The organism is Tsukamurella tyrosinosolvens, assembly GCF_900104775.1.
Lineage (GTDB): Bacteria > Actinomycetota > Actinomycetes > Mycobacteriales > Mycobacteriaceae > Tsukamurella > Tsukamurella tyrosinosolvens.
On the sequence record NZ_FNSA01000003.1, the window covers coordinates 4,042,083 to 4,068,462 of the forward strand.

Here is a 26,380-nt window from a genome sequence, read left to right on the forward strand (position 1 = left end):
TGGAAGTGGAGAGTGGGGGGTCAGACGCTCAGTGGTCGTCTTCGCCGATCCGGTGCACGTGGATCAGGTTGGTCGAACCGACGGTGCCGGGGGGCGCGCCCGCCACGATCACCACCTGGTCACCGCGGGAGTACCCACCGATGCCCTCGAGCGAGTGGTCGACCTGCCTGATCATGGCGTCGGTGCTGTCCACCCCGTCCACCAGGAAGGTCTCAGTCCCCCAGGACAGGGCGAGCTGGCTGCGGACCTCGGGCAGCGGCGTGAACGCCAGCAGCGGCAGGCGGGTGTGCAGGCGGGCCAGGCGCCGCACGGTGTCACCCGACTGGGTGAACGCGACGAGCGCCTTGGCGTTGAGCCGCTCGCCGATGTCGCGGGCGGCGTAGGAGATGATGCCGCGCTTGGTGCGCGGGACGTGGTTCAGTGGCGGCACCGACGGTCCGCCGTCCTCGACGGCCTGCACGATCTTGGCCATGGTCCGCACGGTCTCGATCGGATACTTACCGACCGACACCTCACCGGAGAGCATCACCGCATCCGCACCGTCGAGCACCGCGTTCGCCACATCCGAGGCCTCCGCCCGCGTCGGCCGGCTGTTCTCGATCATCGACTCCAGCATCTGCGTCGCCACGATCACCGGCTTGGCGTTCTCCCGCGCGATCTGAATCGCCCGCTTCTGCACCAGCGGCACCTCCTCGAGCGGCAACTCCACACCGAGATCACCACGCGCGACCATCACCGCATCGAACGCCAGGATCACCGCCTCGAGGTTCTCGATCGCCTCCGGCTTCTCCAACTTCGCGATCACCGGAATCCGCCGACCCACACGGTCCATCACCGCATGCACCCGCTCGATATCCGCCGGCGACCGCACGAACGACAGAGCGATGAAATCCACACCCAACTCGAGCGCGAACTCCAGATCCTCGATGTCCTTCTCCGACAACGCCGGCACCGACACGTTCATCCCCGGCAGCGACACACCCTTGTTGTTCGACACCGGGCCACCCTCAGTGACCTCACACACCACGTCATTGCCATCGACCGACGTCACCGTCAGCCCGACCTTGCCGTCATCGACCAACAACCGATCACCCGGACGAGCGTCCTGCGCCAACTCCTTATAGGTGGTCGAAACCCGATCATGCGTGCCCACCACATCATCGACGGTGATCCGCACCGTCTCCCCCGTCTCCCACACGGTGCGGCCATCACCGGCGAACCGGCCCAACCGGATCTTCGGGCCCTGCAGATCAGCCAGAATCCCCACCGCCCGGCCGGTCTTATCCGACGCGGCACGCACACGCTCATAGTTCACGCCGTGATCGGCGTGCTCACCGTGGCTGAAATTCAGGCGCGCAACATCCATGCCCTCCTCCACGAGAGCAAGAACCTTCTCATCGGTTCCGACAGCGGGGCCCAGGGTGCAGACGATCTTGGTTCGACGAGACACAGGACGGAACGTATGCACCCCCGAACCACGTGACAACCATCACGCCCATATGGGCATCAGGCGCGATCCGCCGATTCGGCCGGTGCGACGCGCAGCAGCGAGATGGCGGTCTCGCGGTCGGTGACCAACGACGTGACCACACCGCTGATCAGGCTCGCGCGGATGGCCTCCACCTTCTGGTGACCGCCGGCGATGGCGATGACCTCGTCGACCGCACTCAGCTCGGGAAAGGAGATGGCCAAAGTGCGGCCGCTGTAATTGGTGCGCACCGGGCGCCCCGCGGCATCGAATTGAATCGCACACAGCTCGGCGGCGACGTTGAGCGAATCCAGTTCCGCCCGACCCTGATCCGACAGCATCGCGTACACCTGCGAGCCGGTGAGATCGAGGCTTCCGACGGCGACCACGGCGACCGTGATCCGCTTCCACAGCGCCATCGCGGCGGACACGCCGGGCTGGCGGGCGAGGGCCGCCTTCATCCGCTGGTCGGACATGATGAGCGGCGCGTAGATGGGGTACTGGGGACCCCGCGAGACAGAGGTCAGTTGACGCACCAGGTCGACCGAGCTGGCCTGGACGTCGCCCACGACGCCCGACATCTGGACGATCGTGCACGGCGGCAGGTTGCGGACGTGCTGGGCCATCGCGTCGAGGGTGCGCCCCCACCCGACGCCGAGGACGTCCGTCTCCGTCACGACCTCGCTGAGCAGGTCTGCGGCGACCCTGCCGAGCCCGTGCCGGAGGCCGTCGAAGTCGGTGAAGGAGCCGGTGGCGACGAGCGCGCGCCGCAGCCCGTAGGCGCGGCGCAGCCGCTCCGACAGGTCCGCGTCGATCGCCGCGTCGGTGTTGATCTCTATCCGGACCAGCCCCGACTCGAGGCAGGCGTCGAGGATCCGGGCCACCTTGTACCGGGACAGCCCGTACTCGGCACCGATCTCCATCTTCGACTTCCCGTCGAAGTAGAACCGCCGCGCGATGGCGGCGGCCTGGACCACTTCGGCCGGTCCCATGGACCCCATCGGTACCTCCTCCGGACGTCGCGGCGGGCCTCGCCGCACCTCTCACACTAGGTGCTCCACGCGCCGAATGGCGCCCATATGGGCGGAGGCGTTGTCGAAACGTTCCGATCCGCGTCTGATGGGCCGAGTACAACGACGGCCGGACGGCCGCGATCCCACGACGAAGGGGAAAGAAGTGCGCATCGGAGTGCTCACCGGTGGTGGTGACTGCCCGGGCTTGAACGCGGTGATCCGCGCGGTGGTCCGCACGAGCGATTCCCGCTACGGCTCGGCGGTCGTCGGGTTCCAGGACGGCTGGCGGGGCCTGCTCGAGGACCGCCGCGTGCAGCTGTCGAACGACGACCGCAACGACCGGTTGCTGACCAAGGGCGGGACGATGCTCGGCACCGCCCGCACCCACCCCGACGTGCTGCGCGCCGGCCTGGATCGCATCCGCCAGACCCTGGACGACAACGGCATCGACGTGCTCATCCCGATCGGCGGCGAAGGCACCCTCACCGCCGCCTCGTGGCTCGCCGACGAGGGCGTCCCCGTCGTGGGCGTACCCAAGACGATCGACAACGACATCGACTGCACCGACGTCACCTTCGGCTTCGACACCGCGCTGACCATCGCCACCGACGCGATCGACCGCCTGCACTCCACCGCCGAATCCCACCAACGCGTCATGATCGTCGAGGTCATGGGACGCCACGCCGGCTGGATCGCCCTGAACTCCGGGCTCGCCTCCGGCGCCCACGCCGTCCTCATCCCCGAGGTCCCCTTCGACGTCGAGGACCTCTGCGCCATGATCAAACGCCGCTTCCAACGCGGCCACGCCAGCTTCATCGTCGTCGTCGCCGAGGGCGCCAAACCCGCCGAAGGCACCATGGAACTGCGCGTCGGGGGCACCGACGAGTTCGGCCACGAACGCTTCACCGGCGTCGCCCACCAGCTGGGCGTCGAGATCGAGAAGCGGATCAACAAGGAGGTCCGCACCACCGTCCTCGGCCACGTCCAACGCGGTGGGACCCCGACGCCCGCCGACCGCGTCCTCGCCACCCGCTACGGCGTCAACGCCGCCGACGCCGCGCACGCCGGGAAGACCGGGCAGATGGTCTCGCTGCGCGGCACCCAGATCGGGCTCGTCCCCCTCGCCGAGGCGGTCAAGCAGCTCAAACGCGTCCCCCGCGAGCGCTACGACGACGCCGCCGAGTTCTTCGGCTGATCCACCCCCTCACCCCACGGCCTTCAGGGCGCTCCGGATCGCGGCGTTGACGGCGACGACCAGCGGCACGTCGAACTGCGGCTGCAGGCGCAGCGCCGACGGCGACAGCGGCCCGCCGCCCATGATCACCGCGCGGGCGCCGTCCTGATCCACCGACTGCCGCACGGCCTCGCGGAGCGCCGCGTCGAGCGCGTCCGGCGACCGCACGAGCTCCGTCGCGTCGCCCGGCGTGACCCGGACGCCGCGGTACTGCCCCTCGACGCCGAGCTCGGCAGCCTTCTGCCGGAAGGATTCCACCAGTGCGGGATCGGAGGTGACCGTCGCGATCCCGAACGCGCGGCCTCCCTGCGAGGCCTCCCGGAAGGCCTCCGTGCCGATGCCGAACACCGGGATGGTGAGCGCCCGGTCCAGCTCGGCGAGCCCCGGGTCGCTGAAAGCCGAGACCACGATCGCGGCGACGTTCGGATCCTTCGCCGCCTCGACGCCGCGCCGGAGCACGCCCGGCGCGGCGGTCGCCATGTCCTGCTGCGTGGTCAGGAGCGCCGGCGCACCATCGTTGGTGACTCCGACGATGCTCGCGGCACCGCGCGCCTCCGCCGTCGCCAGCTCGACCATCGAAGCCGTCGCGCTCGCGCTCGAGTTCGGGTTGATCAGCACGATGGTCCTGACCTGCGCCGCCGCACTCGACGAGCTCGTGGCCGCGCCGTCGCCACTCGTCCCGCAACCCGCGACCGCCATCGTCACCGCGAGGATCCCCGACGCGAGTACACCGCCTCGTACCGCCATGCCGCACCTCTTCCCGCCCCGCCGCCGAGGCCTTGAATTCCGTACGGCGGAATCTACGCTCCGGATCGCGGGTGAGGTAGCCGAACGAGGCTCATGGACGCGATCGCACATCCGGCAGGACGTGGGCGCCGCGCCCCGGCCGCACGGAGGCCACCGTCGGCTCGGGGTGGCCGGCGCCGGTGATGCGCTGCGGGAGCGACTCGGCGATGCGCCGGGCGGCATCTGCGGGAGCCAGGGCGATGACGGTGCCGCCGAAGCCGCCGCCCGTCATCCGCGCGCCGTACGCGCCGAGCTCCACCGCGGTCTCCGCGATGAGGTCGATGGCGGGAACGGTGATCACGAAGTCGTCGCGCATCGACGCCTGGGAGGCGTTCATGAGCGTGCCGAAGGCGGCATGATCGGAGCGCCGCAGCGCAGCCGCCGCATCGAGCACGCGGCGGTTCTCGGTGAGCACGTGCCGGGCGCGGCGGCGGATCTCCTCGTCCTGCAGCGATTCCCACGCGTCGTCCGGCGCATCACGCAACGCCGCGACGCCGAGCTGCGCGGCCGCGGTCTCGCACGCCTCACGCCGGCGGCGGTACTCCCCCGCCGCGTGCTGATGCGGCGTTCGCGAGTCGATCGCCAGCAGTACACCGTCGCCGAGCCGCAGGGGCACGGGATCCACTGCCAGCGTGCGGAAGTCGAGAAGAAGGGCGGTGTCCTCCGCGCCGTACAGACTGCTCATCTGGTCGAGCAGGCCGGTCGGCGCGCCGACGTAATCGTTCTCAGCGCGCTGCGCGATGCGCGCCAGTGCCGTCCGGTCCGGAACGTGCCCGGGTACGGCTTCGAGCACCGCCAGCAGCACCGCGCACTCCAGGGCCGCGGACGACGAGAGCCCCGCCCCGACCGGCACGTCCGAACCGAGTCGGAGCGTGCCGGCGGGAACGTCGACGCCGTGGTCGCGGAGGGCCCACACGCACCCGGCGACGTATCCCGCCCAGCCCTGCACCTCACCCGGGCCGGTCTCCAGCGGAATGGTCACAGCACCGTCCTCCTGCGCGGAGGAGACCTCGATCGCGGAACCGTCGACAGCGGGGTCGAACTCGGCGAACGTCCCGACCTGCAGCGCGATCGGCAGCGCGTAGCCGTCGTTGTAGTCGGTGTGCTCCCCGATCAGGTTCACCCGGCCGGGGGCGTAGGCGCGCACCGTCATCCGATCACCCGCCGCAACTCGTCGGCGATCGCCTCGGGCGTCTTGTCGGTGACGAAGGCGTCGCGGCCCGACTCCGAGCCTGCCAGGTACTTCAGCTTGTCGGCGCTGCGCCGGATGGAGAACAGCTCGGCGTGGAGGTACCCCTCTGCGGAGTCGGACCGGTACTGATGCCAGGAGGCGATGTACGGCAGCGGCGCATCGTAGAGCGCGTCGAAGGCCCTGAGCAGCACCAGGTACACCGCGGCCAGGTCGTCGGCCTCCGCCTCGGTGAGCTCGGCCAGGTTGTGCACGTGCCGGTTCGGATAGACGTGCGCCTCCACGGGCCACTTCGCGGCATAGGGCACGAAGGCCGTCACGTGCTCGGTGCGCACCAGGATCCGCGCGCCGTCGGCGACCTCGCCGGCGAGCACCGCCTCGAAGAGATCGGCGCCGTGATCGGCGCGGTATTGCGCGGCCGTGCGCAGCAACGAGGCGGTCCGGCGGGTGCGGAAGGGATAGCCGTAGATCTGCCCGTGCGGATGCGTGAGCGTCACGCCGATCTCCTCACCGCGGTTCTCGAAGCAGTACACCTCCTCGATGTCGCTGCGCGCCAGCAGCTCCGCGGTGCGATGACTCCAGGCGTCGATCACCAGCCTGGCCCGCCGTTGCGAGAGCCCGGCGAACGAGCCGTCGTGATCGCTGCTGAAGCAGACCACCTCGCACCGGCCCAGCCCCGGCCATTCCACACGGAGCGGGTCCACCTCCGCCGGCGAGTCCGCCGCGTATCCGTCGGGCGCCGCGAGCGAGGGGAAGCGGTTCTCGAAGACCACCACCTCGTAGTCCGCGGCGGGGATCTCGCTCGACAGCCCCGCGGGATCGGGGTCGAGCGGGCACATGGTCCGCGGCGGCTTGTAGGTCCGCTCCTGTCGGGCGGGCGCGACGATGACGTTGTCGCCGGTCGTCGGGTCGCGGCGCACGGTCGTCACGGGCAGCGTCGGGCGGGCGGGCAGGTCCCTGCGATCGACGCCGATCGACGGCGGACCGTCGACCGAGAAGAACAGGATCTCGCGGCCGTCGGCGAGGCGGGATGCGGTGGGGGCGGCGATCTCGCGGGTCACGGGGCACCTCCGGGCGCGACGGTGAGCGGGACGACGGCGGCCAGCGCCTCCCGGGCGGCGCGGCCCAGCCCGTCGTCGACGATGAGCGCGTCCGCATCGGCGAAGCGCGCGAACAGGTGGGCCCCGATTTCGCCGTACTTCGTGTGGTCGGCGAGGAGGACGGTGGAGCGGGCGCTGCCGATGAGGCGCCGGTTCGTCTCGGCCTCACCGATGTTCGGCGACGTGAAGCCCGCCACCGGGTCGATGCCGTGGCAGCCCAGGAACCCGAGATCGCAGCGCACGCGCTCCACCATCGCGTTCGCGACGGGGCCCACCAACGCATCCGAGGGGGTGCGTTGCCCGCCGGTCAGCTGGACCGCCGCCGACCCCGCCGCGTCGGACTCGGCGTCGTCGGGGTCGGTGAGCACGTGGAAGATCGAGATCGAATTGGTCACTACGGAGACGCGGCGACCCCGCAGGAGCCGCGCCAACTCCAGCGTCGTCGTTCCCGCGCCGACCGCCACCGTCATCCCGTCCTCGACGAGCCCTGCGGCGACCGCCGCGATGGCGCGCTTCTCCGCCGTGTCCCGCACCGCCTTCTGCGCGGACCGGGGCTCCACGCCGCGTCCGGCCCCGGCGCTGGGGAGGACCGCCCCGCCGTGCACCTTGGCCAGCTCGCCGGCGTCGGCGAGCCGGTCGAGGTCACGGCGGATCGTCATCTCCGAGACGCCGAGCTCGGCGGCGAGGTCGATCACCCGGACCGAGCCGTGGGCGACCGCCGCCTCGAGGATGATCCGGCGTCTATCGGCCGCCAGCACGCTTGACGCCCATCACTGCCCACGTCTCGAAGGCGACGGCCACGAGGACGAGAGCGCCGCCCACCCACAGGTTGCCGGCGCTGCCCGCCGCCATGTCGACGCGGTCGGGCGTGTGCTCGAAGTCGCGCGCGCCCAGCTCCGCGAACGACGGCACGAGGCCGGCGATCAGGAGCAGCACGCCGTAGATCCCGAGCAGGGCGGCGATGACGGTGCGGATGTCCGACAGGAGCGCCAGTTTGGTGGACTTCGTCGCCGGAGCGGGTGCGGTTCCGTTGTCGTTGGTCATGGTTCAGCTCCTCGTCAGTGGAAGATCACGCCGAGTACGACGGTCGTGGTGAGCACCGCGGCACCGAGCGGGACGGGGCGCGCGTACCAGGGCGCGGTTCCGTCGTCCTCGCCCCGCAGGGTGGCCTTGTCGGTGAGCGAGTAGACGTACCCGCTCAGCTCGGATTCGGGCTTCGGCTTCGTCACGGCGGAGACCAGCACGGAGACCACGATATCCACCACGAAGGCGGCGGACGCGGCGACGAAGGCCATGCCCTGCCCCGGGAGATCGATGACGCCGGTCTTCTGCAGGACGAAGACGCCGATCGCGGCCAGCGTGCCGGACACCAGGCCGACCCAGCCCGCCGTGGGCGTCATCCGCTTCCAGAACATGCCGAGCAGGAAGGTCGCGAAGAGCGGCGCGTTGAAGAAGCCGAACAGCGTCTGCAGGTAGTCCATGAGGTTGGAGTAGCCCGCCGCGATCGTCGCGGTGCCGATCGCGAGGAGCACCGCGGCGACCGTCGCGACCTGTCCCACCCGGATGTAGTACGAGTCCTCGCGGTCCTTGACCACGTACTGCTGCCAGAGGTCGTAGCTGAACACGGTGTTGAACGCGGAGACGTTGGCCGCCATGCCCGCCATGAAGGAGGCGATCAGGCCGGCGACGGCCACGCCGAGCAGGCCGTTGGGCAGGATGTCGCGCATCATGAGCAGGAGCGCGTCGTTGTAGGTGACGCCGTCCGGCGCACCGTTGTTCTTGAGGTTGATCATGTCGCCGATCGCGGCGGCGCAGATCATGCCGGGGACCACGACCACGAAGGGGATGAACATCTTCGGGATGGCGCCGATGATCGGCGCGCGCCGCGCCGCCGACATCGAGTCCGAGGCCATGGCCCGCTGCACCTCGACGAAGTTCGTGGTCCAATAGCCGAAGGAGAGCACGAATCCGAGCCCGAAGACGATGCCGACCACCGACCAGACCGGCGACTCGAAACCGCTGAGCGCCTGCCCCGGCCAGGTGTGCAGCTGATCGGCGACCGTGGCGGTGACGCCCTTGTCGGAGCGTGTCTCGATCACCTTCTCCTTGAGGCCGCTCCAGCCGCCCACCTTGATCAGGCCGATGACGGTGAGCGGGACCAGGGCGGCGAGGATGACGAAGAACTGCAGGACCTCGTTGTAGATCGCTGCGGAGAGGCCGCCGAGCACGGTGTACGTGAGCACCACCGCCGCGGCGACGAGCAGCGAGACCCAGTGCGGCCAGCCCAGGACCACGTTGATCACCGTGCCGAGCAGGAACAGGTTGACGCCGGCGATGAGCACCTGGGCCACGGCGAAGCTCAGCGAGTTCACCAGGTGCGCGCCCGTGCCGAAGCGCTTGCGCATGAACTCGGGGACGCTGCGCACCTTCGAGCCGTAGTAGAACGGCATCATCACGATGCCGAGGAAGACCATCGCCGGCACGGCGCCGATCCAGTAGTAGTGGAACGTCGACATGCCGATCTGGGCGCCCGTGGCCGACATGCCCATGATCTCGACGGCACCGAGGTTCGCCGACACGAAGGCGACGCCGGTCACCCAGGCCGGAAGACGCCTGCCCGACAGGAAGAAGTCGAGGCTGGACGCGACCTGCTGTCTGGCGAGGTAGCCGATGCCGAGGACGAAGACGAAGTAGATCGCGACCAGCGTGTAGTCGAGCAGTCCGACGTTGAGTCGCAGTGCGTTGTCGGCGAGCAACATCGCGCCTCCAGGGGGTCAGGGAAACGAATTCTCACGAAACCTAACAGACACGAACATCAATACTGAATGTTTCTGTGACTTTTCCGTGGGACATCGCTCCGGGACGCGGATCGCCGCCCGCTACTCTCCGGACATGCGCATCGTCGTCTCCGGCACCCACGCGAGCGGGAAGAGCACGCTCATCGCGGACTTCGTGGCCGCACGTCCCGGCTACGAGGTGCTCCCCGATCCGTTCGAGGAACTCGAGGAGTCGGCCCTCGACCTCGACGCCGGGACCTTCTACTCCCAGCTCGTGGTGGCCGCCGGGAGGCTGCGCGGACTCCGGCCCGGCGACCGCGTCATCGCCGAGCGCGGCCCGCTCGACTTCCTCGCCTACCTGCGCGCACTCGACGATCTCGGACGCCCGACCCGGTCCCCGGGGCTTCTGGACCGCGGCGCGGCCATCACGGCGGAGGCGGCGGCCGCGGTCGACCTCCTCGTCCTCCTGCCGCTGCACCACCGCGACCCGATCCCCATCGGCGACGACGAGGATCCCGAACTCCGCAGCGCGATGGACGCCGCACTCCTCGATCTCGCCGACGACCCCTCGCTCACCGGACGCGGGCGCATCGTCGAACTCACCGGCTCGCGCGAGGATCGCCTCGCCCGGCTCCTCGAGGCCTAGGCCAGGTCGTCCTGACGCATCAGCTGCCGCGCGGCCTCGGTGACCGAGCCGGACAGCGACGGGTAGACGGAGAACGTCTGCGCGACGTCGTCGACCGTGAGGCCGTTCTGCACCGCGACGGTGAGCGGCAGGATCAGCTCGGAGGCGTTGGGCGCCACCACGACACCGCCGATGACCAGACCGGTGTTGGGGCGGCAGAAGATCTTGACGAAGCCGCGGCGCAGGCCCGACATCTTGGCGCGCGGGTTGGTCGCGAGCGGCAGCATGACGGTCCGCGCCTGGTACGTGCCGTCGTCGATCGCGGCCTGCGAGACGCCGACGGTGGCGATCTCGGGGCGGGTGAAGATCGCCGACGAGACCGTCTTCAGCTTCACGGGCGAGACGCCCTCGCCGAGCGCGTGGTACATCGCGACGCGGCCCTGCATCGCGGCGACGGAGGCCAGCGGCAGCACGCCGGTGCAGTCGCCGGCGGCGTAGATGCCGGGCACCTTGGTCCGGGAGACGCGGTCGACGGGGATGTAGCCGCCCTTGTTCAGCTCGATGCCCACGTCCTCGAGGCCGATGTCCGCGGTGTTCGGGATCGAACCGACCGTCATGAGGCAGTGCGAGCCCTCGACGGTGCGGCCGTCGGTCAGCCGCACGACGACGCCGCTCTCGGTGCGCTCCACCTTGTCGGCGTACGCCCGCTTGACCAGCGAGACACCGCGGTCGAGCAGCGCGTCCTCCAGCACGAGGGCGGCGTCCTCGTCCTCGTGCGGCAGCACCCGGTCGCGGGAGCTGACCAGGGTGACCTTGATGCCGAGCTCGGTGTAGGCGTGCACGAACTCCGCGCCCGTGACGCCGGAGCCGACCACCACGAGGTGCGTGGGGAGCTCCTCGAGGTCGTACAGCTGCCGCCAGGTCAGGATCTTCTCGCCGTCGGGCTGCGCCGACTCCAGCACGCGGGGCGAGGCGCCCGTGGCGACGAGCACCACGTCGGCCTCGAAGGACTGCTCGCCGCCGGACGGCGTGACGACGTTCACCTCGTGGTGCGCCATGCCCGACGCCGTCGGCGCGAGCGTCGCGCGGCCGCGGATTATCCGCACGCCCTCGCCCGCGAGGCGCGCGCGGATGTCGGCCGACTGCGCCGTCGCCAGGTCCTTGACGCGCGCGTTGATCCGCTCGACGTCGATCTCGACGCGCTCGAAGTGCAGCTCGATGCCCAGGTCGACGGCGCGCCGGGTCTCGGTGCGGATGCCGGTCGAGGCGATGAAGGTCTTCGACGGGACGCAGTCGTACAGGACGCAGGCGCCACCGATGCCGTCGGACTCGATCACCGTGACGTCGCCGCCGTGCGCCACCGCCACCAGTGCTGCTTCGTACCCGGCCGGACCGCCGCCGATGATCACGATGTTCGTCATAGCTGCAACGCTATCGTCCGCAGCCCCGCCGCGTGCGACCACCGTCGCACCAGCGACGTGCACCCGGATCGGCGCGCTAGAGTCTGACCTGTGCCGATCTACGCCGCCTACGGCTCCAACATGCACCCCGACCAGATGGCCGAGCGCGCCCCGCACTCGCCCATGGCAGGTACGGGGTGGCTGCACGGGTGGCGCCTGACCTTCTCCGGCGAGGACATCGGCTGGGAGGGCGCGCTCGCGACCGTCACCGAGGACCCGTCCGACCCGGACGCGAAGGTCTTCGTCGTGCTCTACGACGTGACCCCCGACGACGAGGTCTCGCTGGACCGCTGGGAGGGCTCCGAGCTGGGCATCCACGTCAAGCTCAAGGTGCGCGTCGACCTCATCGACGGCGGTTCCACCCTGGCCTGGCTGTACGTCGTCGACGCCTTCGAGGGCGGCCTGCCATCGGCCCGCTACCTCGGCGTGATGGCCGACGCCGCGTACATCGCCGGCGCCCCCGAGGAGTACGTCCTCGACATCCGCACCCGCGAGTCCCGCAACGTGGGCCCCGGCCCGGGCGCGTCCGCCGACGGCCCGGAGTAGTCCCCGAAACTTCACTCCAGATGGCCGGGACGACCGATATCGCCGCCCCGCGCTGCTGGAGTCGACTTTCGGGCCGGGCTCACACCGCTTCAGGACCGCAGTTCGTCGGTGCGGGCTCGATCGCCGCCGCCAGCCGGCGCAGCGCGCGGGCCAGTCCGGGACGCAGGCCCCGCTGCCCGGGTGCGACGGTGCGCCCCACCCGGTTCCGCCGCTCCCGGTCCAGCTCCGAACGGTCGTACACGTCCGCCATGCGGGCGTAGACTGCTGCCGTCGGAGGATCCGCCGCCAGGTTCCAGTGCTCTCGGTATTCGCTCATATCCCGAGCACACACGAACCTCGTCGCGGGTTCCAATGAATTAGGTGGCGCCTACATGTTGACCTACCTGTTGGACGTCGGCGATCTGGCCGACGCCCGCTTCGTGGTGTCGCCGCTCAACGAGACCGTGCTGAGCCTGTTCCACCTCAACGCGATCCACGCCACCACGCACCACCTCGCGGGGTGGCGGTGCGAGGCGAACACGCGCCGGGACGAGTACGACCGCGCACTCATCGACGCGCTGGTCTCGCCGTCGGGCAAGCAGATCCCCGACTTCCTCACCCCCGTGACGGCGCAGGCCGATGTCCGGCCGTCCTTCGAGGCGCACCTCGACGTGGTCCGCTCCACCGATGCCGAGACCGCCCGCGTCGAGCTGGTCGAACTCGCCGAGGGCGGCGCCCCCGGGCCGGAGTTGGCTCGGCTGATCGCGCTCGACGACCCCGCACCCGTCATCGCCGAGGCCCTCGCCGCCTATCACGCCGCGGCCGTCGCGCCCGTCTGGCCGGCGGTGCAGCGGATCCTGGAGTCCGACGTCGTCTTCCGCGGCCGCGAACTCGCCGTCGGCGGCCCCACCCGGCTCTTCGAATCGCTGAGCCCGCGCGTCGAATGGCGGCGCACCGGGGAACTCAGCGTCGACATGTCGTGCTCGGTGGTCTCGGGCGAGGTCCGCTCCCCCGGTCGCGGCCTGACCCTCATGCCGAGCGTGTTCACGACCCGGATCACCACCGCCCACGATCCGACCCGCACCGCGCCGAACATCGGTTACCCCGCCCGGGGCGCCGCGACGCTCGCGGAATCCGTTCCGCCCATGGCCGACGACGCTCTCCGCAAGCTCATCGGCGCGGCGAAGGCGGACCTCCTCGCGGCCCTCGTCGAGCCCGCTGCGGTCGTCGACCTGGCGGCCGCACTGGGGATCTCGCCGTCCGCGGTGTCGCAGAGCCTGAAAGTGCTGGGCGCCAGCGGCATCGTCGAGAGTTCGCGCTTCGGTCGCCGCGTCCTCTACCGCCGGACCGCCCTCGGCGACGCCCTCATCGACCGCGGAAACGGAGTCCCGCATGGATCTTGACCTGCACGAGCGCGCGTTCGTCGTGTCCGGCGCGAGCAGCGGCATCGGCCTCGCCACGGCACAACGGCTCGTGCGCGAGGGCGCCCGCGTCTGTTGTTTCGCACGCGACCTCGATCACCTCACCGCCGCCTTCGCGGACACGGTGACCCCGCACGATCAGCTGCTCCTCCTGGCGGGCGACGCCCGCCGGCCCGAGGACGTCGGCGCGATCGTCGAATCCGCGGTGCGCACCTTCGGCGGCGTCCACGGCGTCGTTGCCAACGCGGGAGCCGGCGTGACAGCGGGCGTCGACGCAGACTCCGAGGTGTGGCGCGAGCAGTTCACCGTCAAGGTCGGTGCGGCCATGGCACTCGTGCGCGCCGCCCGTCCCCACCTGGTCGACACCCAGGGCGCGATCGTGCTGGTGAACGGCGCGAGTGCGCACCATCCGAGTCCCGAGTTGGCACCCGTCGGTGCGGCGCGGTCCGCCCTCGCGAACTACGCAGCGACTCTCAGTGCCGATCTCGCGCCCGACGGCGTTCGCGTCGTGGCGGTCAACGTCGGCGTCATCGAGACCGCACGGCAACGGGAGAGGTACGAGCGGTCCGGTGCCACGACCGAGTACGCCGACTGGTGCCGCGCCGAGGCACTCCGGCGGTCGATCCCCCTACAACGCATGGGGCGCCCCGACGAGGTGGGCGACACCATTGCGTTCCTGTTGTCCGACCGGTCCTCGTACACGACCGGCACGTCGATCGACATCTCCGGAGGCCTGGACGCGCGCACCTGACACCGTGCTCGCAGGCCGGCCGATCACCCCGTCGCGACGAGCGACATGTACATGACGGCGAGGATCACGACGACGGGCACGATCAGAACCAGGGCGAGGACTCCGAGGATCACGTACATCCACGTCCAGCTCGAATGGGTCTGCGCGGCGAAGCCCAGTGTGCCGCTCGCGTAGGGCACCGCTGGAGGCGAGAAGTACACCGTGACGACCTGGCCCGGCGCCACGGAAACAGCCATCGATGCCCACTTCGACGGCGCCGGCATGTTCTCCGACACGGAGATCGTCCGCATCCCGGGCAGGACCGGGATCAGGGCATCGTCATCGTTGACCGGGTACATCCGCCCATCCACGATGACCGTCGGAGGGACCCAACTCCGGGTGAGGGGCGAGCCGTGCCGAATCAGACGAATGGCGGTCATGGCACCACCTTCGGCTGCGACGCTGAACTCGCGCTTGTAGCGCGCTTGGGTGCAGCCGCTAGATGGAGGAGAAGACCACGTTCGTGAAGACCTTGACGCCCATCTCCAGCGCGCGCTCGTCGAGGACGAAATCGGGCTGGTGCAGGTCGTACTGGCGGCCCTCGCCGGACCACACACCGAGCCGCGCCATCGCGCCGGGCGACTCCTCGAGGTACCAGGAGAAGTCCTCACCGCCGCCGGACTGCGGGGTGTCGACCACGCCGTCGGGCGAGACGGCGCGCGCGGCGTCGGCGAGCCGGGTGGCGGCCAGGTGGTCGTTGATGACCGGCGGGACGCCGCGGGTGTAGTTGACCTCGTGCTTGATCCGCAGCGGCGCGAGCAGCTCGGCGATGATCTCCCGCACGAGCGGCTCCAGCGACTCCCAGATCTGGTGCTCGCCGGTCCGGACGGTGCCGTGCAGCGCGCCGATCTGCGGGATCGCGTTCGGCGCGGAGCCGGCGTTCGCGGCGCCCCAGACCATGATCGTGCCGGAGCGGGGGTCCACGCGGCGCGACAGCACGCCGGGCAGGCCGGTGATGACGGCGCCCATGGCGTAGATCAGGTCGCTGGTCAGGTGCGGCCGTGAGGTGTGCCCGCCGGGCGAGTGCAGGATGACCTCGACGTGGTCGGCGGCGGACGTGATCGCGCCGGAGCGGACGCCGATCCTGCCGACCTCGACGCGGGGATCGCAGTGCAGCGCGTAGATGCGGGAGACGCCGTGCATCACCTCGTCGCGCACCGCGGACAGCGCGCCGCCGGGCATGACCTCCTCGGCGGGCTGGAAGATCAGCCGCACGCCGATGGGCAGCCGTCCGGCGCGGTCGAGCTCGGCCAGGGCGAGGCCCGTTCCCAGCAGGATCGAGGTGTGTGCGTCGTGGCCGCAGGCGTGCGAGACACCCGGGGTCGTGGACTGGAACTCGAGGCCGGTGGCCTCGTGGATCGGCAGCGCATCCATGTCGGCACGCAGAGCGACGCGCTCCCCGCCGGCGGGGCCGAGGTCGCAGATCAGGCCGGTGGTCGACAGCTTGCGGGGGTGCAGGCCCGCCGCGGTCAGGGCCTCGAAGACGGCGTTGGTGGTGCGCTGCTCGCGCCACGACAGCTCGGGGTGGGCGTGCAGGTCACGGCGGAACTCGCGGAGCCAGTCGCCCCTGCGCTGCAACCACCGATCGACGTAGGCGGCCCTCGAGAGATCCTCGCCCGCAGTCCCGCTCGCCGTGCCGCTCACCGTCCGCCTCCATCGCTTCCGCGCTCGGCCCCGGTCAGCAGCCGCGCGCGCTCGTCCTCGTCCTCCGCGACCGCAGCGAAGGCTGCGGCCAGGGCCAGCGCGCCGTCGCGCACGGCCCGATCGGCGGATTCGGTGGCGGCGGCGGCCGTGAACTCCGGCTGATGGGTCACGGCCCCGTCGGTCTCGAGGCCGATCAGCGGATGGATCGACGGTACAGCGTGGCTCACATTGCCCATGTCGGTACTCCCCAGCGGCACCAGTCGCTCGTACTCCGGAGCCACCGGCTCGCGTCCGATCGCGACCGCCGCGGCACGGTAGGCGGCGGCGAGGCCGTCGTCGCTGCGCAGCTCGGTGTAGGCGGGCGAGACCTCGGCGACCTCGTGGGTGCAGCCGGTCGCGACGGCGCCCGCGGCGAAGCAGTCGCCGGCGCGCGCGGCGAGCCGGTCCAGCGATTCGGCGTCGTCGGCGCGGAGGTAGTAGAGCAGTTCGGCCGCGGCGGGGACCACATTGGGCGCGGTTCCGCCCTCGCTGACGATGCCGTGCAGCTGCTGCCCGGGCTCGAAGTGCTGCCGGAGCAGGCCGAGGGCGACCTGCGCGACGGTCGCGGCGTCACCGGCGTTGCGGCCGGCCCACGGCGCCGCCGAGGCGTGCGCCTCGCGCCCGGTGTACCGGATCGCGAGGTCGGCCAGCGCCAGGGTGCGGGTGCGGACCACGTCGAACGGGGCGGGGTGCACCATGCCCGCGCAGGCGACACCGTCGAACGCGCCGCGCTGCAGCATGAGCACCTTGCCGCCCCCGGACTCCTCGGCCGGGGTGCCGTAGACCTCGACGGTGATGCCCAGCTCGTCCGCGACGGACGCGAGCGCGATGCCCGCGCCGAGCCCCGCCGCGGCGATGACGTTGTGCCCGCAGGCGTGCCCGATGCCGGGCAGGGCGTCGTACTCGGCGAAGACGGCGACGCGCAGCGGGCCCGAACCGGCCCGGCCGACGAACGCGGTCTCGAGGTCCGCGACGCGACGCTCGACGGCGAAGCCGTGCCCAGCGAGGGCGTCGGCCAGCAGCCCGGACGCGAACCGCTCCTCGAAGGCCAGCTCGGGCCGGGCGTGGATCTCGTGGCTGACCGCGACCAGGTCGCCCCGCACGCGGTCGACGGTGCCGGTGAGCGCCTCCAGGACGGAGGTGACGCGACCGGTCACCGTCAGCCGAACTTGACTTCGGTCGTCGGGACGGCGAGGTCGGCGATGAGGTGCGTGTGCAGATCGTTCTTGATCTTGTTCAGCGTGGGGCCGTCAGCGGCGGCGTTCGCCGCCGCGCGGGCGGTCGCGGTCGGCAGCAGCTCGGCCTCCGAGACCGCCGCCTGGACGATGCCCGCGGCCACCGCGTCGGCGCCGCCGTAGCGACGTCCGGTGGTCATCGCCTCGACGGCGGTCTGGTACGGCAGGCGCGAGCGCAGCAGGGTGGCCATGCCCACGGTGAAGCCCATCTTGAGGCTGACCTCGGGCAGGCAGAAGAAGCCGCGGTCGTCGCGCATCACGGCGGAGTCGCACGACAGCGCCAGCATGGCGCCGGCGCCGAAGGCGTGGCCGTTGATCGCGGCGACCGTCGTCATCGGGAAGGTCAGCAGGCGGCTGAAGACCGTGTGCACGCGATCCAGGTACGTCGGCAGCTCGCCGGCGTTGGCCAGGATGTACATCACGTCGAGGCCGTTGGAGAAGAACTTGCCGGTGGCGGTGACGACCAGCGCGGCGGGCGATCCGGCCGCCTGCGCCTCGATCTCGTCCAGGCGGGCGTGCACCGCGTCGACCCAGTCCGGGGAGAAGCGGTTCTCCGGGTTGGTCTCCGAGAGCTCGACGCCCTCGTCCCCCAGGAACAGCGTGAAGACGTCGTCGGTGCGCGTGACGTAAGGCATGGCGATCACGATAGCCGCTAGCATCGGTGCCCATGGCGCAGACTGCACGCGACACCGGCATCGACGATCCCACCGCGGCGGCCCGGGAGGCGGCCGACGCGCTCATCGCGGCGACCGGAGGTGAGCGCTTCGACGTGGCGGTCGTCCTCGGCTCGGGCTGGGCGCCCGCCGCGGACGCGCTCACCGCGCGCGGCACCGCCGTCGGCTCCGTCCCGATGGCGGAGCTCCCCCACTTCGCGCCGCCCAGCGCGGCCGGCCACAAGGGAACGGCCTCGGCGGTGGTCGTCGGCGGCAAGCGGGTGCTGGTGCTGCTCGGCCGCACCCACGCCTACGAGGGCCACGACCTCTCCCGCGTGGTCCACCCGGTGCGCACCGCGTGCGCGGCGGGCGCGTCGACGGTGATCCTGACCAACGCCGCCGGCGGCCTGCGCGAGGGCATGTTCGTGGGCGAGCCGGTGCTGATCTCCGACCACCTCAACCTCACGGCCCGCTCGCCCCTGGTCGGCGCGCAGTTCGTCAACCTCGTCGACGCGTACTCCCCCGCGCTGCGGACGCTGGCGCAGCAGGTGGACCCGTCGCTGAACGAGGGCGTCTACGCCGGGCTGCCCGGCCCGCACTACGAGACCCCGGCGGAGATCCGCATGCTCCGCACGCTGGGCGCCGACCTCGTCGGCATGTCGACGGTGCACGAGACGATCGCCGCCCGCGCCGAGGACGCGGCCGTGCTCGGGATCTCGCTCGTCACCAACCTGGCCGCGGGCATCACCGGGGAGCCGCTCAACCACGAGGAGGTCCTCGAGGCCGGGCGCGAAGCCGCAGCCCGGATGGGCGGCCTGCTCGCCGACGTGATCGAGGCGATGTAGATGAGCGCCGAGCTCGCGGCCGAGGCCCTCGCCTGGATCGAGGGCGACCCCGACCCCGCGACCCGCGCCGAGCTCGAAGCCCTCAGCGGCGACGAGCTCGCCGAGCGCTTCGCCGCACCGCTGTCCTTCGGCACCGCCGGCCTGCGGGGCCCGGTGCGCGGCGGACCGTCGGGCATGAACGTGGCGGTGGTGACCCGCACGACCTGGGCGCTCGGCGAATGGCTGAAGGCGAAATGCCTGGGCGGCGGCACCGTCGTCGTGGGGCGCGACGCGCGGCGCGGCTCCGAGGCCTTCTTCGCCGCGGCCACCGAGGTGCTCACCGCGCAGGGCTTCGCCGTGGTGGCGCTGCCCGAACCCGGTCCCACACCGTGGGTGTCGTTCGCGACGAAGGCGCTCGGCGCGGTCGCGGGCGTGCAGATCACCGCCTCGCACAACCCGCCCGCCGACAACGGCTACAAGGTCTACCTCGACGGCGGCGCGCAGTTGGTGTCCCCCGCGGACGCCGAGATCGAGGGACTCATCGCCGCGGCCCCGGCCGCGAAGGACGTCGACCGCTCGCCGGTGCCCGCCGATCCCCGCGCGACGGAGGTCGTCGCGGCGTACCTGGATCGCGTCTCCTCGCTGCGGCCGGCCCCCGGCGTCCCCCTGCGGATCGCGCTCACGCCGATGCACGGCGTCGGCGGGAAGGTCGCGGTGGAGGCCCTGCGCCGCAGCGGCTTCGACGACGTGCACGTCGTGGAACAGCAGTTCGCGCCTGATGGCGAGTTCCCGACGGTGACCTTCCCCAACCCGGAGGAGCCCGGCGCCTCCGATCTTCTGCTCGCCCTCGCGGAACGCGTCGACGCCGACCTCGCGATCGCCCTCGACCCCGACGCCGACCGGTGCGCCCTCGGTGCCCGGTTCCCCGGCGTGTGGCGGATGCTCACCGGCGACGAGTCGGGTTCGCTGCTGGGCGCGCACCTGCTCGACGCGCCCCTGGACGGCGCCCCGTCGGATCCGCTCGTGGCGACCACCATCGTCAGCTCGGAGCTGCTCGGCGCGATCGCCGAGAGCCGCGGCGCGCGGTACGCGCGCACCCTGACCGGCTTCAAGAATCTGGTCCGAGCGGGCGACGGCCTCGTCTTCGCCTACGAGGAGGCCCTCGGGCTCTGCGTCGACCCGTCGACGGTGCGCGACAAGGACGGCATCTCTGCCGCGGTCGTCGTCGCCGGTTACGCCGCGGCGCTCAAGGCGCAGGGCAGCGGCCTGCCGGACGCGCTGGACACGCTGTACCGCCGGCACGGCGTGTACCTGTCGAGCCAGTACGCGCTGCGCGTGGACGACGTCGCGCGGATCGCCGCGATCATGGCCGCCCTCCGCGCCGACCCGCCCGTTGAGGTTGCAAACACCGCCGTCGGCTGTGAGGATCTTCTGACGGCACGCCCCGCGACGGACGCGCTGGTGTTCCGCGGAGACGGCGTGCGGGTCACCGTGCGGCCGTCCGGAACCGAGCCGAAGGCGAAGTTCTACCTGGAGGTGATCGAGCCCGTGACGGTCGACAGCGACACGAGCGGCGCCGAGGCGCGCGCCCGACAGCGGCTCACCGCGGTGACCGAGACGGTGCGTAAGTGGGCGGCCTTCGGGTGACCCGCCCCGCCCGCCCGGCCGATCCCGCGCGCGGCCGGGTGATCGCCGTGTCCGTGCTGGTGGGCGTACTCATCGTGGTGGCCGCCGCCGCGGGCGCCACGGCGTACGTCAGCGGCAACCGCCCCGCCGAGCCCGCCTCGGCGGCGGCATCGTCGCCGTCCGGGCCGCCGAGCTCCGCCGCGGCCGCCCCGGCGTCGTCGCCGGAGCAGCCCGCCGAGCCCGCACCTCCACCGTCGATCCCCGGCACGGACGCGCTGGGCTTCGTGGGGACCCCCGCGCGCTGCGCCGACGGCGACGCCGCGCGGATGATGGTGCTCACCGCGACCTCGCAGGCCGTGGTCTGCGGCCGCGCCGGCGCGCTGTACTACGCGGGCTGGCGCATCGACACCGGTACCGGAACACGCATCGAGGGCGTGCTGCCCGCCGGGCCGGGCTGGGTCGCGCGCGCCCCGGACGCGACGATCAACATCACCCCTGCGGGCCTGGTGATCAGCACCCCGGCGGGTGAGTTCACCGAGCCGGCGACGGGCTTCTGGGCGGCCCCGTAGCGCCGCTCGCCTCCGCGGATCAGGTCCAGCGGGGGCCGAACTGGCGGTCGCCCGCGTCGCCGAGACCGGGCACGATGTAGGCGTTCTCGTTCAGCCCCCGGTCGACGGTGGCCGTGACCAGCCGGACGGGATGGCCGCAGTCGGCGAGCGCCTGCACGCCCTCGGGCGCCGCGACGACGCACACCGCGGTCACGTCGGTGGCGCCGCGCTGCGCGAGCAGGCTGAGCGTCTCCACCATCGAGCCGCCGGTCGCGAGCATCGGGTCGAGCACGAAGACGGGGCGGCCCGCGAGGTCGGCGGGCAGCGACTGGAAGTACGGCTCGGGGACGTGCGTCTCCTCGTTGCGGCCCATGCCGACGAAGCCGACCTGGGACTCGGGCAGCATCGCGTGCGCCTGGTCGACCATGCCGAGCCCGGCGCGGAGCACGGGCACCAGCAGCGGCGGCGCGGCGAGCGCGGCGCCGTCGGTGTCCTCGAGCGGGGTGGTCACGGTGACGGGCGCGACGGCGGCTTCGCGCATGGCCTCGTAGACCAGCATCTGGGTGAGCTCCTTGAGGGCCGCGCGGAAGGAGGCGTTGTCGGTGGCCTCGGCGCGGAGCGCGGTGAGACGGACGGCGGCCAGGGGGTGGTCGACCACGGTGATCTGCATGCGGTCAGCGTATCGGGAACCGCGCGGGGCCCTGGGACGTCCAATCAATGAGGGGGTATTGCGATGGAACCGTTTCTGATGACGACCGGCGCGGTGACGGCGGCGGGCGGCGAACTGGGTTCGCTCGCCGCGTCGGTGGCGGGGGCCGCGGGGGTGGGCGCCGCCTCGGCGGCGGCGCTGACGCCGGTCTTCGGCCTGGTCGGCGGCGACTACCTGGCCGAGCTGCTGGGCGCCGTGACCGCGGCCGACGCGGAGGTGGCGCGCCTCGCGGCCTTCTACGCGTCGGCCTCCGCCGGGGCGGCGCGGACGGTGGCCTCCGCGGTCGACGCGGACGCGGGCGGCGCGGGGGCGCTGCTCGGGCTGTTGGGCGCGCCGTGAGCGGCATCGTCGCGGCGCTGGCGGCGCCGCTGCGCGCCCTGCTCGACACGTTCGGCTCCGGCGACCTCACGACCGCCGGCGTGGATACGGCGATCCGGGCCGTGCAGGCCGAACTCGCGCGGGTCAGCGCGCAGACGCAATCGACGAAGGTCACCGTCGGAAGCGCGTGGACGGGCGAGGACGCGACGAGCGCGCAGCGCACGATCGGCGACGGCGGCACCGCCGCGGGCGCCCTGTCGCGGCACAGCGGCGCGATCGGCACGTCCGTGGCGACCGCCGCCGCGGTCGTGAGCAAGGGCCGCGCGCGGCTGCAGGCGATCCTCGACTCCTTCGTCAGCAAGGCGGAGGCAGCGAATCCGACGCTGCTCAACCCCACCGGGCTGATCGCGGTACTCACGCTCGCCGCCGACCACCTGCAGCAGGCGCTCGACGTGCTGCAGTCCGTCCGCGACGAGCTCGACGGCGAGACCGGCACCGTCGCCGGGCTCGCCGAGTCGACGCCGACCGCACCCGGCACCGTCGACGGCGGCGCGGCGACCACGCCCGCCTCGACCACCGCGACCACGACCCCGTCGGCCACCTCTCCGACCGGCACCGGCTCCGGCTCGGGCGGCGGCGGGAGCGGCGTCGGCTCGCCCGTCAGCGGCCTGGCGTCGGCGCTCACCTCCGCGAACCGGAGCGGGTCCGGCTCGGGCCGCGGTACCGGGGCGAAGGCGATGTCCGCCTCGCGCCGGTCCGGCGCGGCGACGGTGACCGCCGACGGCAAGGGCGGCTACGACGTGCGGCTCCCCGACGGCACGGTGGTCAAGGCTCCGAACGCGAAGGCGGCCGCCGCGGTGCAGGCCGCGCTGACCCAGCTGGGCGTGCCCTACGCGTGGGGCGGGACGACCCCGGGCGTCGGGCTGGACTGCAGCGGGTTCACGCAGTGGGCGTACCGGCAGGCGGGCATCGAGCTGCCGCGGCTGGCGAACGAGCAGGGGGTCGGCGCAGCGGTGAGCGCCGGGCAGTTGCAGCCGGGCGATCTGGCCGTGTGGGAGGGCCACGTCGCCATGGTCATCGGCGACGGCCGCATGGTGGAGGCGGGTGATCCCGTGCAGATCTCGGCGATCCGCACGGACAACATCGGCCAGCAGTTCTACGGCTTCTTCCGCCCGACCGGCTGAGCCCGGAGCGGTCCGATCCTCCAGCCGACGCCGAACCGGTCCGGTGCACTACGCTGGGCGCCATGGCGTCTGACATCGTCCCGATCGAACTCGGCCTCACCGACGGCCCGGTGTACACCCTGTGGGCACCGCGGTGGCGTGACGGGGAGGACGAATGGGAGGCCTTCCTGGGCCTCGACGAGGATCTGTACGGCTTCTCGTCGGTCGCCGAGCTGGTCGCGTTCGCCCGCAGCGGCAAGCCGAACGACCTGGACGACCACCCGGCCTGGGAGGCGCTGACCACCCTGCCGGCGGAGGCCTTCGTCCCGCGCGACGACCGCAGCTTCGACGTCATCTCGGTGCCCGAGCTGGCCGCCGAGGAACCCACCCCCGAGGTGATCGCCGAGCTCGAGGACACCCTCGAGATCGTCGGCCTCATCGGCGAGGTGTGCGAGCTGATCGACGTCACCAAGTTCTTCAACGGCAACCCCGTGCTCGGCACCGTCCGCATCGGCACCCGCAACTTCGAGGGCCGCGAGGGCGCGGAGATGTGGCACAAGGTCGGCCAGATCATCAGCCGCAAGTGGGACGACGTGATCGACGCGATCGAGGGCGTCGTCAGCACCCCGAAGGTCGCCGCCGGCGCCACCGCCACCGCCGAGGAGGAGCTCGCCGCCGCCGCGGAGCGGGCCGCCGCGCTCGCCGTGGACGAGGACGACGAGGACGAGCTCGACACCGACCTCGACGATCTCGACGACGACCTCGATGCGGATGCCGATGAGGACGGCGACGGCGACGAGGCCACCGCCGCCGACGCGGAGGAGGACGACGAGGACGAGTACGAGGAGGACGACTCCTTCTGGGGGCAGGTCGGCATCGACCCGATCAAGATCATCACCTCCACCGGCGAGTACTACACGCTGCGGTGCTACCTCGACGACAACCCGGTCTTCCTGGGCCGCAAGGGCAAGATCTACGTCTTCGACTCCGAGGGCGCGCTCGCGCGGTACCTCGCGGACGACGACGACACCGACCTCGCGGCCGTCTCCACCTACGACGAGGTCCGGGTGGCGGCGACCGACGGCTCGCTCGAGATCGAGGTCTACGACGACAACGTCTACGTGCTGCCCGGCATCGGCGAGGACATCGCCGACGGTCCGCGGCGCATCGACCGCGACCAGCTGGACCTCGCGGTGGAGCTGCTGCTCGACTCGGCCGACTTCGCCGACGACGCCTCCGTGCGGGACGCGCTGCGGCCCACCACGCCGCTGGGATTCTTCGTCTCCTACGCGCTCGACCCGCAGCCGCGCCGGCTGGCGCCGTCGGGCCCGTTCGACAACGAGGCCGAGGCCTGGCGGGCGCTCGAGCACGACTTCGAGGACCGGCTCACCTCCAAGTGAGCCCGACACCCCGCGGCGCCGCCGCGGGGTGCCCCGGCGTCAGCCGATCAGCACCGCGAAGCCGGGCTTGATCACGTCGTCGATGATCGCGAGCCGCTCGTCGAAGGGCAGGAACGCCGACTTCATCGCGTTGATGGTGAAGCGCTGCAGGTCCGTCCAGCCGTAGCCGAAGGTCTCCACCAGCTTGAGCATCTCGGCGCTCATCGTGGTGTCGCTCATCAACCGGTTGTCGGTGTTGACGGTCACGCGGAAGCGCAACTGCGCCAGCAGGTTGAACGGGTGCTCCTCCATCGACGCGACCGCGCCGGTCTGCACGTTGGAGCTGGGGCACAGTTCCAGCGGGATGCGGGCGTCGCGCACCCGCGCCGCGACCCGGCCGAGGACCGCGCCGGAGACGTCGGTGGCGCCGGGCTCGACGCCGGTGATGTCGTCGACGATCCGCACGCCGTGGCCCAGACGGTCGCAGCCGCAGAACGCCAGCGCCTCGTGGATCGACGGCAGCCCGAAGGCCTCGCCGGCGTGAATGGTGAAGGGCGCGGAGTGATCCCGCATGTACTCGAAGGCGTCGAGGTGGCGGCTGGGCGGGAACCCCGCCTCCGCGCCGGCGATGTCGAAGCCGACGGCGCCGCGGTCGCGCCAGCGCACCGTCAGCTCCGCGATCTCCCGCGAGCGGGCGGCGTGCCGCATGGCGGTCACGAGGCAGCGCACCACGATCGGCCGGCCGGCGGTCCGGGCCGCGGACTCGCCCGAGGCGAAGCCGGCGAGCACGGCCTCCATCACCTCGTCGAGCGACAGCCCGCCCTGCAGGTGCTGCTCGGGCGCGAACCGCACCTCGGCGTAGACCACGCCGTCGGCGGCGAGGTCCTCCGCGCACTCGCGCGCGACGCGGGCGAGCGCCTCGGGCGTCTGCATCACGCCGACGGTGTGCTCGAAGGTCTCGAGGTACTTCACCAGCGAACCCGAGTCCGCGGCGTCGCGGAACCACGCCGCGAGCTCCGGCTCCGTGGAGGCCGGCAACGCGTCGTACCCGGTCTCGGCGGCGAGCTCGAGGACGGTGGAGGGCCGCAGCCCGCCGTCGAGATGGTCGTGGAGCAGCACCTTGGGCGCGCGGCGCAGTGCCTGCAGATCGATGGGGGTCGGGCCAACGGGATTCGCCATAGGGTCAAGGTACCGGCTACCGGCGCGTAACACGGTCGGCGCGGCTAGCGCTCCGTGAGATAGGTGAGGATGGCGCGGACGCGGCGGTTCCCCTCCTCGGGAGGGAGGTCCAGCTTGGCGAAGATGTTCGCCACGTGCTTGGCCACCGCGGCGTCCGAGACCACCAGCGCCGCAGCGATGTCGGCGTTGCTGCGCCCCTCCGCCATGAGCGCGAGCACCTCGCCCTCGCGGGGCGTGAGTCGATCGAGCACCGTCGGGGTGAACATCTTGGAGATCACCTCCGGGTCGACCACCACTCCCCCGCTCGCGACGGTATCGACGGCACGCAGGAAGTCGTCCACCCGGCCGACCCGCTCCTTGAGCAGGTAGCCCACGCCGCCGCCGGTGTCCAGCAGCCGCCGTGCGTACGCCGCAGCGACGTACTGCGAGAGCACCAGCACCGGCAGGCCCGCGCGGCCGGCGCGCAGATCCAGGGCCGCCCGCAGCCCGTCGTCGCCGTGGCCGGGCGGCATCCGCACGTCCGTCAGCACCAGGTCGACGGTGGCCGGATCGACCGCCCGGAGCGCGTCCGCGTCGCCGAGCAGGCCGACCACCTCGTGGCCGGCCCGTTCGACGATCCGCTGCAGCCCCTCGGCCAGCAACACGGAGTCTTCAGCAATCACGATCCGCATCGAT

At 71.8% G+C, this 26,380-nt stretch carries 28 protein-coding genes; 11 read left to right on the forward strand and 17 right to left on the reverse strand.

Going from position 1 to position 26,380, the window contains the following annotated elements; genetic code table 11:
* Nucleotides 1–28: 28 nt before the first annotated feature.
* Both pyk and BLW32_RS21980 read right to left on the reverse strand, forming a co-directional pair.
* Nucleotides 29–1,450: a pyruvate kinase gene (gene pyk, locus BLW32_RS21975; protein ID WP_068741641.1), complete on the reverse strand. Its 1,422-nt coding sequence runs from the start codon at nucleotides 1,448–1,450 to the stop codon at nucleotides 29–31.
* 56 nt (nucleotides 1,451–1,506) lie between these two features.
* Nucleotides 1,507–2,469: a sugar-binding transcriptional regulator gene (locus BLW32_RS21980; protein WP_074850774.1), complete on the reverse strand. Its 963-nt coding sequence runs from the start codon at nucleotides 2,467–2,469 to the stop codon at nucleotides 1,507–1,509.
* Nucleotides 2,470–2,644: 175 nt separating this feature from the next.
* On the opposite strand from BLW32_RS21980, the gene BLW32_RS21985 reads away from it, so the two are divergent.
* A complete protein-coding gene (locus BLW32_RS21985) occupies nucleotides 2,645–3,676 on the forward strand; it encodes an ATP-dependent 6-phosphofructokinase (RefSeq protein ID WP_068741639.1) in 1,032 nt (343 codons plus the stop codon).
* A gap of 9 nt (nucleotides 3,677–3,685) precedes the next feature.
* Here BLW32_RS21985 and BLW32_RS21990 read toward each other — a convergent pair whose 3' ends face one another.
* The 6 genes from BLW32_RS21990 to BLW32_RS22015 form a co-directional block, all read right to left on the reverse strand.
* A complete protein-coding gene (locus tag BLW32_RS21990) occupies nucleotides 3,686–4,462 on the reverse strand; it encodes an aspartate/glutamate racemase family protein (protein WP_197467601.1) in 777 nt (258 codons plus the stop codon).
* Between the two features lie 91 nt (nucleotides 4,463–4,553).
* Nucleotides 4,554–5,654, reverse strand: coding sequence for a galactokinase (locus BLW32_RS21995; RefSeq protein ID WP_068741638.1), 1,101 nt, complete (start codon nucleotides 5,652–5,654; stop codon nucleotides 4,554–4,556).
* The gene (gene galT / locus BLW32_RS22000) at nucleotides 5,651–6,751 is read right to left on the reverse strand and encodes a galactose-1-phosphate uridylyltransferase (RefSeq protein WP_082791391.1); all 1,101 of its coding nucleotides are present in this window, start codon (nucleotides 6,749–6,751) and stop codon (nucleotides 5,651–5,653) included. Before galT ends, BLW32_RS21995 begins: the two co-directional genes overlap by 4 nt.
* Nucleotides 6,748–7,548, reverse strand: coding sequence for a DeoR/GlpR family DNA-binding transcription regulator (locus tag BLW32_RS22005; RefSeq protein WP_068522369.1), 801 nt, complete (start codon nucleotides 7,546–7,548; stop codon nucleotides 6,748–6,750). Before BLW32_RS22005 ends, galT begins: the two co-directional genes overlap by 4 nt.
* The gene (locus tag BLW32_RS22010) at nucleotides 7,532–7,834 is read right to left on the reverse strand and encodes a hypothetical protein (RefSeq protein ID WP_068741637.1); all 303 of its coding nucleotides are present in this window, start codon (nucleotides 7,832–7,834) and stop codon (nucleotides 7,532–7,534) included. Before BLW32_RS22010 ends, BLW32_RS22005 begins: the two co-directional genes overlap by 17 nt.
* Before the next feature lie 14 nt (nucleotides 7,835–7,848).
* On the reverse strand, nucleotides 7,849–9,549 hold the full coding sequence (locus BLW32_RS22015) for a sodium:solute symporter family protein (protein WP_068522373.1): 1,701 nt from the start codon (nucleotides 9,547–9,549) through the stop codon (nucleotides 7,849–7,851).
* 133 nt (nucleotides 9,550–9,682) lie between these two features.
* On the opposite strand from BLW32_RS22015, the gene BLW32_RS22020 reads away from it, so the two are divergent.
* Nucleotides 9,683–10,213: an AAA family ATPase gene (locus BLW32_RS22020; protein WP_068741636.1), complete on the forward strand. Its 531-nt coding sequence runs from the start codon at nucleotides 9,683–9,685 to the stop codon at nucleotides 10,211–10,213.
* Here the strand turns inward: BLW32_RS22020 and BLW32_RS22025 are convergent.
* Nucleotides 10,210–11,613: an NAD(P)H-quinone dehydrogenase gene (locus BLW32_RS22025; protein ID WP_068522378.1), complete on the reverse strand. Its 1,404-nt coding sequence runs from the start codon at nucleotides 11,611–11,613 to the stop codon at nucleotides 10,210–10,212. The two genes, BLW32_RS22020 and BLW32_RS22025, sit on opposite strands and share 4 nt — an antisense overlap.
* 90 nt (nucleotides 11,614–11,703) lie before the next feature.
* Here BLW32_RS22025 and BLW32_RS22030 point away from each other — a divergent pair, with 90 nt between their 5' ends.
* The gene (locus BLW32_RS22030) at nucleotides 11,704–12,198 is read left to right on the forward strand and encodes a gamma-glutamylcyclotransferase family protein (protein WP_068522379.1); all 495 of its coding nucleotides are present in this window, start codon (nucleotides 11,704–11,706) and stop codon (nucleotides 12,196–12,198) included.
* 79 nt (nucleotides 12,199–12,277) lie between these two features.
* Here BLW32_RS22030 and BLW32_RS22035 read toward each other — a convergent pair whose 3' ends face one another.
* Nucleotides 12,278–12,514, reverse strand: coding sequence for a hypothetical protein (locus BLW32_RS22035; protein ID WP_074850776.1), 237 nt, complete (start codon nucleotides 12,512–12,514; stop codon nucleotides 12,278–12,280).
* A 55-nt stretch (nucleotides 12,515–12,569) separates the two neighbouring features.
* Between BLW32_RS22035 and BLW32_RS22040 the strand changes: the two genes are divergently transcribed.
* Together BLW32_RS22040 and BLW32_RS22045 are read left to right on the forward strand one after the other, a co-directional pair.
* Nucleotides 12,570–13,580, forward strand: coding sequence for a helix-turn-helix domain-containing protein (locus BLW32_RS22040; RefSeq protein WP_068741635.1), 1,011 nt, complete (start codon nucleotides 12,570–12,572; stop codon nucleotides 13,578–13,580).
* Nucleotides 13,570–14,349, forward strand: a complete 780-nt coding sequence (locus BLW32_RS22045; protein WP_068741634.1) for an SDR family oxidoreductase — start codon at nucleotides 13,570–13,572, stop codon at nucleotides 14,347–14,349. The genes BLW32_RS22040 and BLW32_RS22045 overlap by 11 nt, the downstream gene beginning before the upstream one ends.
* 23 nt (nucleotides 14,350–14,372) lie before the next feature.
* Here BLW32_RS22045 and BLW32_RS22050 read toward each other — a convergent pair whose 3' ends face one another.
* From BLW32_RS22050 to BLW32_RS22065, 4 genes are read right to left on the reverse strand one after another with little or no spacing between them, the layout of a single operon-like run.
* Nucleotides 14,373–14,768, reverse strand: a complete 396-nt coding sequence (locus BLW32_RS22050; RefSeq protein WP_139286285.1) for a hypothetical protein — start codon at nucleotides 14,766–14,768, stop codon at nucleotides 14,373–14,375.
* Nucleotides 14,769–14,826: 58 nt separating this feature from the next.
* Nucleotides 14,827–16,032 (reverse strand): amidohydrolase, encoded by a 1,206-nt coding sequence (locus BLW32_RS22055; protein ID WP_068741633.1) that lies wholly within the window; start codon nucleotides 16,030–16,032, stop codon nucleotides 14,827–14,829.
* Nucleotides 16,029–17,228, reverse strand: coding sequence for an amidohydrolase (locus tag BLW32_RS22060; RefSeq protein WP_414929957.1), 1,200 nt, complete (start codon nucleotides 17,226–17,228; stop codon nucleotides 16,029–16,031). Before BLW32_RS22060 ends, BLW32_RS22055 begins: the two co-directional genes overlap by 4 nt.
* A gap of 2 nt (nucleotides 17,229–17,230) precedes the next feature.
* Nucleotides 17,231–17,941 carry an enoyl-CoA hydratase/isomerase family protein gene (locus BLW32_RS22065; RefSeq protein ID WP_068523261.1) on the reverse strand — a complete coding sequence of 237 codons (711 nt, stop codon included), beginning with the start codon at nucleotides 17,939–17,941 and terminating at the stop codon, nucleotides 17,231–17,233.
* A 59-nt stretch (nucleotides 17,942–18,000) separates the two neighbouring features.
* Between BLW32_RS22065 and BLW32_RS22070 the strand changes: the two genes are divergently transcribed.
* The 3 genes from BLW32_RS22070 to BLW32_RS22080 are packed head-to-tail and all read left to right on the forward strand — an operon-like array spanning nucleotide 18,001 to nucleotide 20,978.
* Nucleotides 18,001–18,804: a purine-nucleoside phosphorylase gene (locus BLW32_RS22070; RefSeq protein WP_068741678.1), complete on the forward strand. Its 804-nt coding sequence runs from the start codon at nucleotides 18,001–18,003 to the stop codon at nucleotides 18,802–18,804.
* Nucleotides 18,805–20,430 carry a phospho-sugar mutase gene (locus tag BLW32_RS22075; RefSeq protein WP_068741632.1) on the forward strand — a complete coding sequence of 542 codons (1,626 nt, stop codon included), beginning with the start codon at nucleotides 18,805–18,807 and terminating at the stop codon, nucleotides 20,428–20,430. It begins immediately after the preceding gene.
* Nucleotides 20,427–20,978, forward strand: a complete 552-nt coding sequence (locus tag BLW32_RS22080; RefSeq protein ID WP_139286286.1) for a hypothetical protein — start codon at nucleotides 20,427–20,429, stop codon at nucleotides 20,976–20,978. Before BLW32_RS22075 ends, BLW32_RS22080 begins: the two co-directional genes overlap by 4 nt.
* 19 nt (nucleotides 20,979–20,997) lie before the next feature.
* Here the strand turns inward: BLW32_RS22080 and upp are convergent, their stop codons facing one another.
* On the reverse strand, nucleotides 20,998–21,627 hold the full coding sequence (upp, locus tag BLW32_RS22085; protein WP_068522391.1) for a uracil phosphoribosyltransferase: 630 nt from the start codon (nucleotides 21,625–21,627) through the stop codon (nucleotides 20,998–21,000).
* A 63-nt stretch (nucleotides 21,628–21,690) separates the two neighbouring features.
* Between upp and BLW32_RS27805 the strand changes: the two genes are divergently transcribed.
* The 3 genes from BLW32_RS27805 (at nucleotide 21,691) to BLW32_RS22100 (ending at nucleotide 24,547) form a co-directional block, all read left to right on the forward strand.
* Entirely contained in the window at nucleotides 21,691–22,005 is a 315-nt protein-coding gene (locus BLW32_RS27805; RefSeq protein WP_074850778.1) for a hypothetical protein, read from the forward strand.
* Nucleotides 22,002–23,168: a C40 family peptidase gene (locus BLW32_RS22095; RefSeq protein ID WP_068741629.1), complete on the forward strand. Its 1,167-nt coding sequence runs from the start codon at nucleotides 22,002–22,004 to the stop codon at nucleotides 23,166–23,168. Before BLW32_RS27805 ends, BLW32_RS22095 begins: the two co-directional genes overlap by 4 nt.
* Nucleotides 23,169–23,230: 62 nt before the next feature.
* Entirely contained in the window at nucleotides 23,231–24,547 is a 1,317-nt protein-coding gene (locus BLW32_RS22100; RefSeq protein ID WP_068741628.1) for a SatS C-terminal domain-containing protein, read from the forward strand.
* 39 nt (nucleotides 24,548–24,586) lie between these two features.
* Here BLW32_RS22100 and BLW32_RS22105 read toward each other — a convergent pair whose 3' ends face one another.
* Together BLW32_RS22105 and BLW32_RS22110 are read right to left on the reverse strand one after the other, a co-directional pair.
* Nucleotides 24,587–25,705 (reverse strand): adenosine deaminase, encoded by a 1,119-nt coding sequence (locus BLW32_RS22105; RefSeq protein ID WP_068741627.1) that lies wholly within the window; start codon nucleotides 25,703–25,705, stop codon nucleotides 24,587–24,589.
* A 44-nt stretch (nucleotides 25,706–25,749) separates the two neighbouring features.
* Complete coding sequence (locus BLW32_RS22110; RefSeq protein ID WP_074850780.1) at nucleotides 25,750–26,376, reverse strand: response regulator; 627 nt, start codon at nucleotides 26,374–26,376, stop codon at nucleotides 25,750–25,752.
* Between the last annotated feature and the right edge of the window lie 4 nt (nucleotides 26,377–26,380).

Coding starts and splice junctions, on each gene's coding strand:
- BLW32_RS22050 (WP_139286285.1), bottom strand. CDS start 14,768: ATGACCGCCATTCGTCTGATTCGGCACGGCTCGCCCCTCACCCGGAGT.
- BLW32_RS22015 (WP_068522373.1), bottom strand. CDS start 9,549: ATGTTGCTCGCCGACAACGCACTGCGACTCAACGTCGGACTGCTCGAC.
- BLW32_RS21990 (WP_197467601.1), bottom strand. CDS start 4,462: ATGGCGGTACGAGGCGGTGTACTCGCGTCGGGGATCCTCGCGGTGACG.
- BLW32_RS22045 (WP_068741634.1), top strand. CDS start 13,570: ATGGATCTTGACCTGCACGAGCGCGCGTTCGTCGTGTCCGGCGCGAGC.
- BLW32_RS22105 (WP_068741627.1), bottom strand. CDS start 25,705: ATGGCGAATCCCGTTGGCCCGACCCCCATCGATCTGCAGGCACTGCGC.
- BLW32_RS22035 (WP_074850776.1), bottom strand. CDS start 12,514: ATGAGCGAATACCGAGAGCACTGGAACCTGGCGGCGGATCCTCCGACG.
- BLW32_RS27805 (WP_074850778.1), top strand. CDS start 21,691: ATGGAACCGTTTCTGATGACGACCGGCGCGGTGACGGCGGCGGGCGGC.
- BLW32_RS22025 (WP_068522378.1), bottom strand. CDS start 11,613: ATGACGAACATCGTGATCATCGGCGGCGGTCCGGCCGGGTACGAAGCA.
- BLW32_RS22010 (WP_068741637.1), bottom strand. CDS start 7,834: ATGACCAACGACAACGGAACCGCACCCGCTCCGGCGACGAAGTCCACC.
- BLW32_RS22065 (WP_068523261.1), bottom strand. CDS start 17,941: ATGCCTTACGTCACGCGCACCGACGACGTCTTCACGCTGTTCCTGGGG.
- BLW32_RS22040 (WP_068741635.1), top strand. CDS start 12,570: ATGTTGACCTACCTGTTGGACGTCGGCGATCTGGCCGACGCCCGCTTC.
- BLW32_RS22100 (WP_068741628.1), top strand. CDS start 23,231: ATGGCGTCTGACATCGTCCCGATCGAACTCGGCCTCACCGACGGCCCG.
- upp (WP_068522391.1), bottom strand. CDS start 21,627: ATGCAGATCACCGTGGTCGACCACCCCCTGGCCGCCGTCCGTCTCACC.
- BLW32_RS22110 (WP_074850780.1), bottom strand. CDS start 26,376: ATGCGGATCGTGATTGCTGAAGACTCCGTGTTGCTGGCCGAGGGGCTG.
- BLW32_RS22075 (WP_068741632.1), top strand. CDS start 18,805: ATGAGCGCCGAGCTCGCGGCCGAGGCCCTCGCCTGGATCGAGGGCGAC.
- BLW32_RS21995 (WP_068741638.1), bottom strand. CDS start 5,654: ATGACGGTGCGCGCCTACGCCCCCGGCCGGGTGAACCTGATCGGGGAG.
- BLW32_RS21980 (WP_074850774.1), bottom strand. CDS start 2,469: ATGGGGTCCATGGGACCGGCCGAAGTGGTCCAGGCCGCCGCCATCGCG.
- BLW32_RS22020 (WP_068741636.1), top strand. CDS start 9,683: ATGCGCATCGTCGTCTCCGGCACCCACGCGAGCGGGAAGAGCACGCTC.